We start from the raw sequence: 13547 nt of genomic DNA on the forward strand, positions 1-13547 counted from the left end.
CAATCTTTCCAATCATTTACGGCCGCGTTTCCACCGATAATCTATTGTCCTTAATACAGTGGCGTAGCTATAAGAGTTCTCTTCCTCCCGTTTTGAAGATCGAACGGATCTTGATGATCTTTTCGACTTTTTGGAGGAAGTACGCTGCTCTTCGCGTGATTCTTCTTCATGCGGCTTTTCTTCTTCGGCGCTCTCTTTCTCACCTTTATTCTCGTCGTCTTTATTCTCCTCTTTTTTAGCTGCTCCTTTTGCCCCTTCGCTGATGCTCTTGATATGAAAAGGATAGATCCGCAGCACTTCTTTATCTTTCACAAGAGTGTAGTGGCCGTCGGAATTATCCACAAGTATACCTTCAACTGCTTCAGGACCTCCGCGGTTGATGGATACCCATTTGTGGATCAGGCGTTTAAATATGCCGTGAAAATCATCAGCCATTTCAAATTCCGGGCGCTCCTCCTCTTGGCCGTCCTCTTCTTGTTCCGCGCTGATGCTTTTGACATGGTCGGCGTTAAAATATACAATTCCGTCATCTTCCGTTTCCAGCACGAGAAAATCATCCCCTGTTTCGTGTAGCTTTCCTCTTTTCGATTCCGGACCTCCCTGATTCAATTGCACCGTGCGATTGGTCATCCGGCTGATCAGGTCTTGAAAATCATCAGCTTTTTCACATTCTGCCGCTTCGGCCGGCGATACGGTTTCACTCGTATTTTCCGTCACACTTTTCACATGTTTCCATTGATAATAAACGATTTTATTATCAACCTGAAGAGCGATATAATCCGATTGAATGTCTGCTAATCTCCCTGTCTTGGACTCCGGGCCTCCCCGGTAGACAGTAATTACTTTTCCTTCCATCGCATGCAAAAAGTTGTCATCAGACCGCTGCCGCTTCGTATTGCGTTTCATCTATTGTCCTCCTAGTCATTTTTCTCATAATGTAAAAAGCATAATGCATATATACGTATCACGATTATTTTCGGGAACTGATTCACCAGCCTATTTGTAAAAAATCTTTCTTCATCTCCAAATCAGATATTCCACCGCTCTAACTCACTGCTGATGAAGGCGGACCGCTCCTTAATGTATTCGCAAATCACTTCAGGCTCCCGGTCAAAGCAATCAATCTCTTCTTTCTTATATGGATCCTTCGCGACATGCGGCCTGATCTGCTCATACAGTGACATGACCTTCGGCTTCATATGTTCAATGGTAAACCGGGTCTGAAGCGTCTCTTCCAAAAGCCGTTTGTACGCTTTGCGGAAATACGGTTCATCCAGAAGCCTTGCAGTCAAGGTATTAAACCCTTGTATTCTGACATAATCGGCCTCCATCCGATCACCGTGAATGTCTCTTCCCCACGTCGCATCGTAATCCCACGGAATGACTTCAAAAAGTCCCGTTTCATGATTCCGGTACAAAGCGTAATTATGAACAAATCCATCGTAGTTTGAGGTAAACACGATGCCCGCAAGCCACCGCAAATACTTATCGGCGTCCAAGTGTTTGACGATCTCCCCCTTGAACTCTGACTTCGGCACGGTATTAATTTTATAGATCATATCCTGCAAGTATAAATCGTCTTCTTTCGTTCCCGTTTTCTTTTCATAACCAAGTTCGAGCGATGTTTTCGTATCCCGCTCCAGATCACTGACGAGGGAGAAATTGGCGTCGTCATCAACCGCGTAAAAAACAGCGCCGTCCGCCAAATTCCGTTTCGCCAGAAAATATTCATCCACTGACTCCAGCTCAAGATACACCCCCTCATGTCTGCCATTGATTTGCAGGGTTACGAAATTCGCCTTTGGTGACAGCGTCCCAAGCTCCGCGAAGAAATCGAGAGACAGTTTATTCCGCATCATCGACGGATCTTTGTATTCAGCGTTTAAATGTATCTCTTTCGCCCTGCGAAATGTTTTCGGCGAATAAAAAGCGATGTGATACGATTTTTTCTTGAAATCTCTTATATGAGAGCCGCGGTACGCCAGATCAATGTCAAGCCGTTTTTGATTCACTCTCAGCACCGCGGGCACCGGATCCTCATCCCAAATGTCTTTTTTCAGCTCCATTAAGTCTTTCGGGTGAATAAACAGCTGGTATAGAGGCAATGTTGATTGGTCTTTCATCGGTAAACCTCCCTGTATTAATTTAGGCTGTGCTTTTTATATAAAACTCAGCGAATCACACATACACTTTTTTCATTCATGCGTACTATGTGGTAGTAAGGATCGCATCCTTAAAACATATATCATGAGGAGGTTTCAAAATGGGCCACTATTCCCATTCTGATATCGAAGAAGCAGTAAAGTCCGCAAGCACCGAGGGATTGGAAGATTATTTGTACCAAGAACCAAAAAGCAGTAAGAAGAGAAAATCTCGCAAGCATAAAAAATCCCGTTCTCACAAAAAATCTCGCAGCCATAAAAAATCCCGCTCTCACAAAAAATCTCGCAGCCATAAAAAATCGTGCCGCTCTCACAAAAAATCTCGCAGCCATAAAAAATCCCGTTCTCACAAAAAATCTCGCAGCCATAAAAAATCCCGTTCTCACAAAAAATCTCGCAGCCATAAAAAATCCCGCTCTCACAAAAAATCTCGCAGCCGTAAAAAATCATGCCGGTCTCACAAAAAATCTCGCAGCCACAAAAAATCATGCCGCCGCAAGAAAAAACGCACGCAGAAAAAAACTTATCGTCCTCATAAAAAAGACCCTTGCAAAAAAGACGATTACTGCAGCAAAACAGAGTACTGGAAAGACGGGAACATCTGGGTTGTAAAGAAAAACTACAAGTAACACCATTCGTAAATAGGCTGCCGGCTAAACGGAAGCCTTTTTCCTCAATCAGATATATGCCACGTGATAAGATATGCAGCCGGTTTTCTTTTGTTGTGTTTCCGAATTTTCTTTCTGTATAATCAGGTCATACGATAAAGAAAGGCGGCCGAAATCATGCATATCTTACGAGCAGACGAACTGAACGCAAAAGACACTTACAAATTGCTTTCGGGCACAGTTGTTCCCCGGCCGATCGCATTTGTCACTACGCGGTCATCCATCAACGGCGCCGTAAACGCGGCGCCCTTCAGTTTCTATAACGTTGTCTCCGCAGAACCGCCGCTTCTGGCCATCTCAGTCAGCCGCGCGGACGGTCGGCAGAAAGACACCGCGAGAAACGCAATCGCTCATCGGGAATTCGTGGTGCACGTCAGTGATGAGTCCATTATTGAAGACATTAACAAAACGGCGGCAAGGCTTGATCCTGATGTCAGTGAACTTGGCATGACAGACTTTTCTGTGACAGACAGCGCTTGCATCAGCGTTCCCGGTATAAAAGAAGCAAAAGTGAGGTTTGAATGTATACTCGAACGCCATCTTCCGTTCCAAAATGACAGCGGAGAAACGACGACAGACCTCATCATCGGCAGAGTCGTTTGTTTTCATTTGAATGACCAAGTATATGACGCCGATAAAGGCTACATACGGACAGATGAGCTGAAGCCTGCGGCAAGGCTCGCGGGGAACGAATACGCCAGACTCGGGAAGACATATACACTTGTACGCCCGACCTGAAGCAGGAACCATTATAATAGAAGAAACTAGTCAAAAAGACCCCTTTCGTAAGGGGTCTTTTTTGAGTCTTTTACCATGTAACTCAGCCTAATGTCTTATAGAATGCCGAAACTTACAAGGCCCTCACCCGTATGAAACGAGTGACACATTTTTAGGAGGCAGACGATGGATTTCATTCAGTTACTGGTTTTTTCAGCCGTATTTATTTTGCTCAGCCTTATGTTTCAAGTATTTGCCGTCAAAGTTCTCAATTTGCCAAAGCCTGTTAAAAAGCAGAAGCCGATAAACGGCACACATCGATTAATCGAAATCACACTGCTTATTACGGGCATCGCAGCGGTGACTTTTTTCAATGAAATGTACGTATTTGCGGGAGTTGTTTTCATGCTATTTTTCTGCAGCGGGTTAATGGAATGGCGGCACCGGTGGGAGGAAAAGCAATATGTGTACGATTCGTTTTACGCGGGTCTTTCTGCCGCGCTTGGCGTGCTTATTTTTTTCATCAGTTAGCGTAGCTCTATACTCCTGCGGCCGCTCCGTCGCCGCGCGGGTCGGCCCCGCCTTGGAGAAAGCCTTCTTCATCAATGACGATCGCTGCCGCATGGCCCATAAGCCCGTCAAAATCACCAACGGTCTCGACGCGGTGGCCGCTCTGCCTTAGGGCTTCTCTCGTTTCAGGGCTGATTCTGCTTTCAACCCTCAGCCCTTCATACTCCTCTCCCCATGTCCGTCCCCAGACCCAGCGCGGCTCATTGATCGCCTGCTGGGGGTCCATTTTGTAATCAATGATGCGCGTAATCATCGCTGTCTGAGTTTGCGGCTGGCCTTCTCCTCCCTGGGTTCCATACAGGATGTGAGGCTTTCCTTCTTTACAGGTCATCGCCGGCATGAGGGTGTGGAACGTCCGCTTGCAGGGTTCAAGTGTATTGACATGGGATCCGTCCAGCGAAAAAAATGACCCGCGGTTTTGCAGCAGAATGCCCGTCTCCCCCGCTGTAACGGCAGATCCGAACTCGAAATAGAGGCTCTGAATAAAGGAAACGGCATTTCCTTCCGCATCGGCGACGGCGGCATAAGCTGTGTCGCTTCCGACCGGCCGGCTTACCGCCGGCGCAGCCACGTTACCGATTTCTTCCGCGAGCTGCTTTGCATACCGTTTATCAAGCAGCCGATCCAGCGGAATATAAGAAAATGCCGGATCAGTCAGCACTTCATTCCGGTGCTGAAAACTCTTCTTCAGCGCCTCGATGAGCAGATGATAATACTCAAAGGAACCGTGTTCGATCTGAGAAAAATCATAGTTTTCCAATATATTGAGCGTCATTAAGCCTGTAAAGCCCTGTGAATTCGGCGGAGCCTGATAGATTTTGCACCCGCGGTAATCGGAGGATACCGGGTTCGTCCACTCGCCGCGGTGGGCTTTAAAGTCATCAAGTGTCAGACGGCTGCCGTTGTTTTGCAGAAAGGATGTGATGCGTTGAGCGAGGTCTCCTTCATAAAAAGCGCTTCTGCCTTTCTGGGCAAGCTGCTCCAAGCTGGCCGCCAGATCCTTTTGGACAAACCGTTCACCGGGCATGGGCGCTTTTTTGTTTCTCGTAAAAATGGCCGAGGTGTAAGGCATCGAGGCTAAAAGAGCGAGATTGCGTTCTGTGTGGGCGCACTGGTCGGCGGACACTGGAAATCCGTTTGCCGCATAATCAAGAGCTGGCTTCAGCACCTCAGCGAGAGAAAGACGCCCGTACGCCGAAAGCACGGCATCCCAGCTGTCCGCCATTCCCGGAACGGTAATGGCGCTTTCTGTCCCGCGCAGAGGGATCGCTTCTCTGCCCCGATACAAGTCTCTCGTCACATGCTTCCCTGAACGGCCGCTCCCGTTATAAGCTTTGATTCGTCCCGTTTCTTTATGGTAAGTGAGCCAAAATGAATCCCCGCCAAGACCCGTCATATGCGGATACACGACTGCCAGACAGGCGCTGACCGCCACTGCCGCGTCAAACGCGTTTCCGCCCTTTTCCAGAATGCCGGCCCCCGCCTGAGAAGCGAGATAATGCGGACTGACGACCATTTGTTTCGTTCCGATGGTTGAAGTATTCATGGCAAGCCCCTTTACAAATTTTCTCAATTATAAAAAGCGGCTTCGCGGCCATCCACATTCCTGAAAGAAAATCTCACACACTATTTACTTTTCGATAAGAAATAATTCTAAGTCATTACGTATCGAAAACAATACAAATTTTCTTCCTTCATACCGTAACGTTTCATGATACAATAATGTCTACCAAATGAAGGAAGGTGAAGCGGGTTGGAACATGAATACAGCATTCCGAATCTTGTCCTTGATGAAACGGATAAACAGATTCTTTCGATTTTGCACGAGGAAGGGAGGATTTCCTATACAGACGTAGGAAAGCGGGTTAACCTGTCGCGAGTGGCGGTTCAGCACCGCATTCAGCATTTACTGGATGCCGGTGTGATTGAAAAATTCACCGCTGTCATCAACCCGGCGAAAATCGGCCGCCATGTGTCCGTGTTTTTTAATGTGGAGGTGGAGCCGCAGTATTTGGAGGAAACCGCATTAAAGCTTGAAAAGGAGCCGGCCGTGACAAGCCTTTATCATATGACCGGACCGAGCAAGCTGCATATGCACGGCATTTTCGCAAATGATCAGGAGATGGAAGAGTTTTTGACAAAACGGCTCTATACGCAAAAAGGCGTCGTCAGCGTCGACTGCCAAATGCTGATTAAACGGTATAAAAGCAGAACGGGCATGAAGCTGTAAGGAGGACATAGCCATGAAACATCCCTATTGGGACATTACGGCGGCGATGGTCCGAACGGGCATTCTCGGATTCGGGGGCGGCCCGTCGGTGATCCCGCTCATCCGCCATGAAGCCGTCAATAAATACAAATGGATAGATGATGATGAATTCGGAGAAATATTAGCGATCGCTAATGCGCTTCCCGGACCGATTGCCACAAAAATGGCTGCGTATCTGGGCTTCAAGCTGAAAGGCACGTTAGGCGCAATCTTGGCAACCCTCGCCCACATTCTGCCTACATGTCTTGCTATGGTAGGCTTGTTTGCGGCTGTCAATGTCTTAAGCCACTCAGCAATTGTTGCCGGCATGATTGGCGCCGTCACCCCGGTGATCGCCGTCATGCTCGGCATCATGGCGTACGAGTTTGGCCAAAAAGCGCTAAAAGGTTTCGGCTGGGTCACGGGCATTCTGTTTTTTATCATCGCTTTTATCGGCCTGCAAACGTTACAGATCAATCCCGGCTTTGTCATTATCATTTTCTTAGCGTACGGTGCGTTTCATTTTAAATTAAAGGACAAAATCACAAATAAACGTTCAAAAGATAAAGGAATGTCTGCCTCATGATCATGATTTATGTATTTATGGCGTTTTTTGCCGCAAACGTACTCGGATATGGAGGCGGACCGGCGTCGATCCCGCTGATGTTTGAAGAAGTCGTCAACAGATACAGCTGGCTCTCAAACGATCAATTCTCAAATATGCTCGCGCTTGCGAACGCATTGCCGGGCCCGATCGCCACCAAAATCGCCGCGTATGTCGGCTACAGCGCAGGCGGGTGGCCCGGGTTCCTGATTGCGCTGATCGCCACCGTCGTACCGTCGGCGCTCGCATTGATCGTCCTCTTGCGCATCATTCAGCGCTTCCGCCAATCTCCCGTCATCAAAGGTATGACGCTGTCCGTCCAGCCTGTCATCGCCGTCATGATGCTCATTCTTACCTGGCAAATCGGCGCAGACGGCATCAAAGCGATCGGCTGGGTTCAAGCGATAATGATTGCGGGGATTTCCCTCCTTGCCTTGACAAAATTCAAGATGCATCCGGCCTTCCTGATTATCGCGGCGTTTTTGTATGGAGGTCTTGTGGTTCCTCATTTATAAAGAAAAGCACCTGGACAGGTGCTTTTTTATTTTGGCCCAGAAATATCATTTGATATGACAACTGTTTCTTCGCCTGCATCACTCTTGATGATTTGCTTAACTTGCAGCGTTGCGCCTGCCATTCTCACAAATTGCTTAACCTGAGGCGAATTGGTTTCAGCCTTTATCCAAACAGAAGTCGGCGCTTTCCAAGCTAAAAAGAGTGCAAGAATCAACATACCAGAGATAACCAGCAGCAGCTTCATAGAGCATCACTTCTTTTCAATAAGCTGCTCGCCGCGCTCAGCGCCTGATGATCATGAAGAATATCACCGGGACGATTGCCTTCTCCCAGCACATAGCCTTTAAAGGACATCCCCATAAAATGAAAAATATGTTCAAATTGCTGAATCAGCGGCAGCCCTTTTAGTTTAGGATTGTCCCCTCCCACTGCTGTTACATATGCCTGCTTCGCTGACATTTGCTGTTTAAAGTCAGGAAACCTCGGATCTCTCAGCGTCTGTGACCAGCGATCAATAAACAGCTTTAATGTCCCTGACATGCCAAACCAATAAATTGGGGTGGCGAATACAAGAATATCGCACGGTAATATCCGCTCAATGATAGAATCGCAGTCATCTTGAACAGGACGAAAGCCGCCTTGAGCGTGACGCAGATCTTCAATTGGCTGGAGCCGATATTTCCGCAAATGAATGTGCTCCGCATCGAATCCTTGAACAGCCTTCTCCGCAAGAATATCCGTATTTCCGCCAGACCTCGTTCCGCCATGAATAACCGCAATTTTCATGATGCATCTGCTCCTTTGTTTACGAATGATTTTCTTCATCATATAATGGATTCATCAATCAATACAGATGATTATTTCTATTATTCCAATCGGTAAAACCGATTTAGAAAGGGCGAGAACATATGGAATTGAAGCAGCTGATCACCTTTATTACCGCAGCAGAACATGTAAACTTCACCCTAACCGCCAAGATGCTTAACTATGCACAATCAAGCGTTACCTCTCAGATCAAATCACTTGAAGAAGAAATCGGGACTCCTTTATTTGAACGGCTCGGCAAGCGGCTCATCCTGACAGAAGCCGGCAAAACATTCAAATCCTATGCGGAGAAGATCATTGTGTTAACAGAAGAAGCAAAAATGGCCGCAAATCAAGTAAGAGAAACAACCGGAACCTTGAAAATCGGCGCGACGGAAAGCCAGTGCACATACCGCCTTCCGCCTATCATAAAAGAATTCAAACAGGCTTTTCCTCAAGTAAAGCTCATATTCAAACCGTATGTTTCCAACGAACAAGCGAAAGAACAGCTCTTACAAGGCCAGCTTGATATCACTTTCATTTTGGATGTGAACCGAACGGAAGACGCACTGCACGTTGAATCTTTGATTCAGGATGAAATCAAAATGGTAGCCGCCAATGACCATCCTTTTGCAGCAGACTCACCAACAACATTGAAAGATCTTCAAAATGAAACCCTTCTGCTGACAGAGGACGGCTGTTCATACCGCACGCTCTTTGAGAACACTTTACATGACGCCGGAGTCTACCCTAACAAATTAGAATTCGTCAGCATCGAAGCCATCAAACAATGCGTGATGGCCGGACTTGGAATTGGACTATTGCCTGAAATGACAGTAAAAGACGATATTGCCGAAGGACGGATGAAAGAACTCAACTGGCAGAATGAATGCCCTGTTTTTACTCAACTAGCATGGCATAAGGACAAGTGGATGTCTGCGCCATTAAAGGCTTTTATCGATTTGACGCGAAAAACATTCAAATAAAAACCTATCTGCAAGGACGACAAAGTTTTTAACAAAGCAGACACCAGGCATACAAAAAAAACACTTGGTGGCTTAGAGCCCCAAGTGTTACACGTGATTTTTCCGATAAAACGTTCGCAAAACATGCGTTTCAAGGTCAGCCAGACGGACAGGGATCGGCAGCCTGCTTTCTCGATTGATCATTTTCATTGTGATCTGATAGCTGCTTTCTAAATCAATGTCATGTCCGCAAGACAAGAAGATTGGCTTCACGTCCCGCCGTGTCCGAAGCGCCCGGCCATATACCTCGCCGTCAATGAGAATATCGGTGTAGGCGCCGACTTCATTTTCAGGCATCTCGAAATCGCAGCCTTTGATTTTGAGATAGGTTTTCGCAATCCCTATCGTCGGCTTACCCAGAAAAAAAGCCGCATGGGTGGCAACGCCCATATGATTGTAATGCAGATACCCGTTGCCATCAAACAAAAACACATCCGGCTCCGCCTCCAGCTTTTTGGCCGCTTCAATGATCAGCGGCAGCTCGCGAAACGCAAGAAAACCGGAAACATACGGCACGCTGATTTTCCCCATGCTGTGCACTTTTTCAATCACTTCTTTTGTATCAGCGTCAATCACGATGATACTGCATACGCCGTACGGTTCCCCGTCCTGCTCCCAATAAGCGAGGTCGACGCCTGCGCAGGTGTTGACGGAGTCTGGATGGATGACGGGGGATAGGTTGATTTTATGTATTAGGGATTGTTGTGTTTGAACAAATTCTTCTTTGCTTAGTTTGAAAAGATGTATTTGTTTAACATGCATCTAAAAATCAACCCTACCTCTTGTTAACTAGTGTCTTTTTTTGTATTTATTTTCACTTTAAAAATTCTAGTTTGAAAACTTGCAACTTCAGGCCCTGCAAGCTTTTTTTAATAGTTTAAATGAATGTTTAACTACATTTCATTATTCGTAACTTTGTTTAATAAAGATTCTATATTTTCAACTATTTCAATATGGCTATTTGACTGAAATTCATACACAGGTTGATCCCAATCCTCATTTTGTATCAAAACTAGTTGATAAAATCCATTAGCATCCGCATCTGGATACCACCCTAAATCAAGTAAATAATTTTTACGAGAGTATGTTAATTGCAATAAATCTTGTGAAAAAAATAACCACTTTTCATCGTCTGGATCTAGATTTTTCGGATCAATTTCTCTAAAACTGTTTTGATTTATGGTCCACCCTTTTGGAATCCTTAAGGATTGTAAACTTACTTCTGGCATTTTTTTTATCTTTCTCATAAAAGCCTCCTATTACTTATCAATACCAAGTTGTTTTAAATACTTATCCAATCGACTGCCAGCAATCGGATGACCATGATATTCACCACCAGAAAACTCCGCTCTAATCCAGCTTGTTGGTGTACCTAGATCATAACCGACTGTTTTTCCTGCATCATAAATAAAATAATAGTTGTTATTTCCATTATCAATAATATGACCTTTTAGAAGCGCCTCTTTCTCTAAAGCTTTGTTATTCACATTTGGTAAGTACTGAGCAGCTTTTTTACCTGTCATACTAAAACGTTTTGCTTCTTCAAGTGTTTTAGCCTTAACATGTTTATGTCCATGCGGAGTAAACGAAGCATTATTAAGCATCGTTCTAAATTCTTTACGACCATAATATCCATCATGCGCTACTTTATCGTGATTTTTAGAAATGTTAGGACTATGAGATTTTCCCTTACGGACGCCATCACTAACCATCTTCACAATCCCAAGTTCTTTAACAGCCGTCTTTTCCACATCAACACGGACTGTTGGGAATCCGTACGTAAAGCCGTTCGCTGTTACTGGGCGTTCTGCGTACACGCGGACGTTTGTCGGGACTTTGAATTGTTTAACTTTTTCTAGTGTCTTATTAGCTTTTTGAACTTTTGAATGGGTTGCAAGCGGTATGCCTTTGTTTACATGCTTCGCCAACGCCCCGGCACCAACCAAACTCAACGCAGCTTCCAGCGCCCCTTGCTTCCGCTTCTCCTCAGACACTTTGTTTCCGAACATATCTCTGCCTGTGACGGCTTCTGAGAATCCGTTTGAGGCGACAAGGCCGTATGCGCCCATTTCTGTCATTTTGAGAATGTCTAAGGATTTTCCGGTTTTATAGGCATCTAAAGCATGTTCTGCGGCAATGACGGTTTTTCCGGTTTTGTAAATGGCTTTTCCGCCTTTGAAAGCGCGGCCTGCCCAGCCGACGACCGGTATGAACCCGGCGGCGGCCATCGCTCCTGCTGTGACGCGTTCTGCGGTGGAGAGCTTTTCTCCTGTGACGGGTTCATAGCCCAACAGACATTTAAGTCATTTTAAACAGAAAATAACAATTCATTTGTAAAAAAACCTTGAAAGGCTTTACTAGCCAATCAAGGTCAATTAATTCTTCTGACTATCCCATTTTTAAGCACCATTAAATTTATAAGTTTTTGGTAACAGTATGACACCTTTTATATGTGGTGACAACTACTACGTTAAAACTTACGAGTTTGTACGAGTTCGTTAGTTTCATATACATTCCATGTGTTTATATTCATCACCCAGTAAAAAGTGATTTCGCCTAAGCTCGTACTTCGTTTTCTATTCTATCATTGCAAACATTACTCCATGATGGTACAACCATCAATGAGTTTTTACTTTTAGCTGCCTATTTTAAATTGCAACATCCTGATAACCTACTTCAATTATTTTTTCATTTAATAGACGAAGCCCTAATCCATTTTCTGTATCCCATGAACAGTTAAATGTAATTCCAATATCTCGTCCTTCAAAAATATCCGCATATGGAACAACAATTCCATCTAAAGTTATCATTTCTAGTATTTGATCAGGTGTTTCAATTAATGGATAATTTTCATTTAATTCAATATCATAACCCAGTTCATGTCGCTTCTGTTTGTAATAGTCTAATATTGATTGCAATAATTTTGGCTGCAAATCCTCCCAATTCTGCATTAATGCTTGATATGCCATATACTGTTCTTCATCAAACTCCCCATCTTCTTCACCATCTATCATCAAAGAGATCTCAGATTCTTTTCCAAAAAAACGAATAATGGTATCCTTAACCCAACCATACTCATATTCAAGTTCACCAAAAATTGGATCGTTTATAGCCATTTTATATCTCCTCTTTTTGTTTATTAGCAAACCCTCCAGGTTTAAAAGCTCCTGCGTTTATTTCTCCTACACCACCAAGGTGTCCGAATTCACTATTTATTTTTGTTGGCACAAGTTGCATTGTTTTAACATCATTTAATTCATGCCATGTTAATTTATTTTTTTCTCGATATTTTTTTATATCTCTTGCACTAATTTTACCAGATTCCATCCCAAATTGACTTGCTAACTCAGGTGATCCATTAATTTGGTCAGCTAATTTTTGATCTGATTGAACAAAATTAGCTCGTCTGGCTTTCCCCCCATAAGTTCCTTTTCCTCCAAGCATATAGTTGATTTCAACTTGTGCTTTTGCTATTGGTGAAAAATCAGGAACTCCATTTTTATATTGAATACCTTTTATACCAGCCTCATCTAATATGCTTTTCAATTTAGGGTCTGGTGGAGGTTTAAGCGTACTTAAAGATTCTCCCCTAATTCCTTCAAATTCAATCTTTGGATTGACCTGTGCAGGTGTTTGATTAATCCTTGATTCATACGAACTAGCAAATTCAGATTGCCTAAAAGCAGGTGGAACTTTTTTTATCGTACCCTTACTACCTTTACCACTACCAGCCATCTTCACAATTCCAAGATCTTTCACAGCAGTCGTTTTCACATCAGCATGAATGATTGGGAAAGTTGCGCCATCCGGTGTGACAGTCTTGTGGACACGAATTTTTACATTCGTCGGTACTTTGAATTCTTTTACTTGGTCTAGAATCTTTTTCCCTTTTTCAACTTTTGTTGCTTGTGGCGATTTTGCAAGCGGTATGCCTTTGTTTACATGCTTCGCCAGTGCGCCGGCACCAACCAAACTCAGCGCAGCTTCCAGCGCCCCTTGCTTCCGCTTCTCCTCAGACACTTTGTTTCCGAACATATCTCTGCCTGTGACGGCTTCTGTGAATCCGTTTGAGGCGACAAGACCGTATGCGCCCATTTCTGTCATTTTGAGAATGTCTAAGGATTTTCCGGTTTTATAGGCATCTAAAGCATGTTCTGCGGCAATGACGGTTTTTCCGGTTTTGTAAATGGCTTTTCCGCCTTTGAAAGCGCGGCCTGCCCAGCCGACGACCGG

16 protein-coding genes and 1 pseudogene are annotated in these 13547 nt (G+C 44.7%); 7 read left to right on the forward strand and 10 right to left on the reverse strand.

All coding sequences use genetic code 11. The features are described 5' to 3' along the window. Window positions 1–12: 12 nt before the first annotated feature. Together OTK50_RS12660 and OTK50_RS12665 are read right to left on the reverse strand one after the other, a co-directional pair. Complete coding sequence (locus OTK50_RS12660; protein WP_007407531.1) at window positions 13–906, reverse strand: hypothetical protein; 894 nt, start codon at window positions 904–906, stop codon at window positions 13–15. A gap of 122 nt (window positions 907–1028) precedes the next feature. Further along, on the reverse strand, window positions 1029–2123 hold the full coding sequence (locus OTK50_RS12665; RefSeq protein ID WP_044801948.1) for a CotH kinase family protein: 1095 nt from the start codon (window positions 2121–2123) through the stop codon (window positions 1029–1031). Window positions 2124–2263: 140 nt separating this feature from the next. Here OTK50_RS12665 and cotG point away from each other — a divergent pair, with 140 nt between their 5' ends. The 3 genes from cotG to OTK50_RS12680 all read left to right on the forward strand — a co-directional run bounded on the left by cotG (window position 2264) and on the right by OTK50_RS12680 (window position 4078). Further along, window positions 2264–2791 (forward strand): spore coat protein CotG, encoded by a 528-nt coding sequence (cotG, locus tag OTK50_RS12670; RefSeq protein WP_224223873.1) that lies wholly within the window; start codon window positions 2264–2266, stop codon window positions 2789–2791. A 156-nt stretch (window positions 2792–2947) separates the two neighbouring features. Further along, on the forward strand, window positions 2948–3568 hold the full coding sequence (locus OTK50_RS12675) for a flavin reductase family protein (RefSeq protein WP_007407534.1): 621 nt from the start codon (window positions 2948–2950) through the stop codon (window positions 3566–3568). A 165-nt stretch (window positions 3569–3733) separates the two neighbouring features. After that, on the forward strand, window positions 3734–4078 hold the full coding sequence (locus tag OTK50_RS12680) for a DUF4181 domain-containing protein (RefSeq protein WP_020956447.1): 345 nt from the start codon (window positions 3734–3736) through the stop codon (window positions 4076–4078). A gap of 7 nt (window positions 4079–4085) precedes the next feature. Here OTK50_RS12680 and ggt read toward each other — a convergent pair whose 3' ends face one another. Beyond that, window positions 4086–5663 (reverse strand): gamma-glutamyltransferase, encoded by a 1578-nt coding sequence (gene ggt / locus OTK50_RS12685; RefSeq protein ID WP_020956448.1) that lies wholly within the window; start codon window positions 5661–5663, stop codon window positions 4086–4088. Between the two features lie 207 nt (window positions 5664–5870). On the opposite strand from ggt, the gene OTK50_RS12690 reads away from it, so the two are divergent. The 3 genes from OTK50_RS12690 to chrA are packed head-to-tail and all read left to right on the forward strand — an operon-like array spanning window position 5871 to window position 7484. Continuing rightward, complete coding sequence (locus OTK50_RS12690; protein WP_007407537.1) at window positions 5871–6347, forward strand: Lrp/AsnC family transcriptional regulator; 477 nt, start codon at window positions 5871–5873, stop codon at window positions 6345–6347. A 13-nt stretch (window positions 6348–6360) separates the two neighbouring features. Continuing rightward, window positions 6361–6951 (forward strand): chromate efflux transporter subunit ChrB, encoded by a 591-nt coding sequence (gene chrB / locus OTK50_RS12695; protein WP_020956449.1) that lies wholly within the window; start codon window positions 6361–6363, stop codon window positions 6949–6951. Beyond that, a complete protein-coding gene (gene chrA / locus OTK50_RS12700) occupies window positions 6948–7484 on the forward strand; it encodes a chromate resistance efflux protein ChrA (RefSeq protein WP_007407539.1) in 537 nt (178 codons plus the stop codon). The genes chrB and chrA overlap by 4 nt, the downstream gene beginning before the upstream one ends. A 26-nt stretch (window positions 7485–7510) precedes the next feature. On the opposite strand, the gene OTK50_RS12705 is transcribed toward chrA, so the two are convergent. Then, entirely contained in the window at window positions 7511–7729 is a 219-nt protein-coding gene (locus tag OTK50_RS12705; RefSeq protein ID WP_082998291.1) for a hypothetical protein, read from the reverse strand. Beyond that, complete coding sequence (locus OTK50_RS12710) at window positions 7726–8271, reverse strand: flavodoxin family protein (protein WP_007614245.1); 546 nt, start codon at window positions 8269–8271, stop codon at window positions 7726–7728. Before OTK50_RS12710 ends, OTK50_RS12705 begins: the two co-directional genes overlap by 4 nt. A gap of 122 nt (window positions 8272–8393) precedes the next feature. Here OTK50_RS12710 and OTK50_RS12715 point away from each other — a divergent pair, with 122 nt between their 5' ends. Beyond that, entirely contained in the window at window positions 8394–9275 is an 882-nt protein-coding gene (locus OTK50_RS12715) for a LysR family transcriptional regulator (protein WP_224223874.1), read from the forward strand. An 87-nt stretch (window positions 9276–9362) separates the two neighbouring features. On the opposite strand, the gene OTK50_RS12720 is transcribed toward OTK50_RS12715, so the two are convergent. The 5 genes and pseudogenes from OTK50_RS12720 to OTK50_RS12740 form a co-directional block, all read right to left on the reverse strand. Then, the gene (locus OTK50_RS12720; protein WP_224223875.1) at window positions 9363–10076 is read right to left on the reverse strand and encodes an endonuclease V; all 714 of its coding nucleotides are present in this window, start codon (window positions 10074–10076) and stop codon (window positions 9363–9365) included. A gap of 131 nt (window positions 10077–10207) precedes the next feature. Further along, complete coding sequence (locus OTK50_RS12725; protein WP_017418767.1) at window positions 10208–10561, reverse strand: hypothetical protein; 354 nt, start codon at window positions 10559–10561, stop codon at window positions 10208–10210. A gap of 12 nt (window positions 10562–10573) precedes the next feature. Next, window positions 10574–11602: pseudogene (locus OTK50_RS12730) on the reverse strand (pre-toxin TG domain-containing protein); the annotation flags it as partial. Between the two features lie 360 nt (window positions 11603–11962). Further along, window positions 11963–12430, reverse strand: a complete 468-nt coding sequence (locus OTK50_RS12735; protein ID WP_007614252.1) for a DUF6985 domain-containing protein — start codon at window positions 12428–12430, stop codon at window positions 11963–11965. 1 nt (window position 12431) lies between these two features. Next, on the reverse strand, window positions 12432–13547 hold a 1116-nt coding region (locus tag OTK50_RS12740), incomplete at its 5' end, for an HNH endonuclease (protein WP_266121895.1).

Source organism: Bacillus sp. NEAU-CP5 (assembly GCF_026420705.1).
GTDB lineage: Bacteria > Bacillota > Bacilli > Bacillales > Bacillaceae > Bacillus > Bacillus velezensis.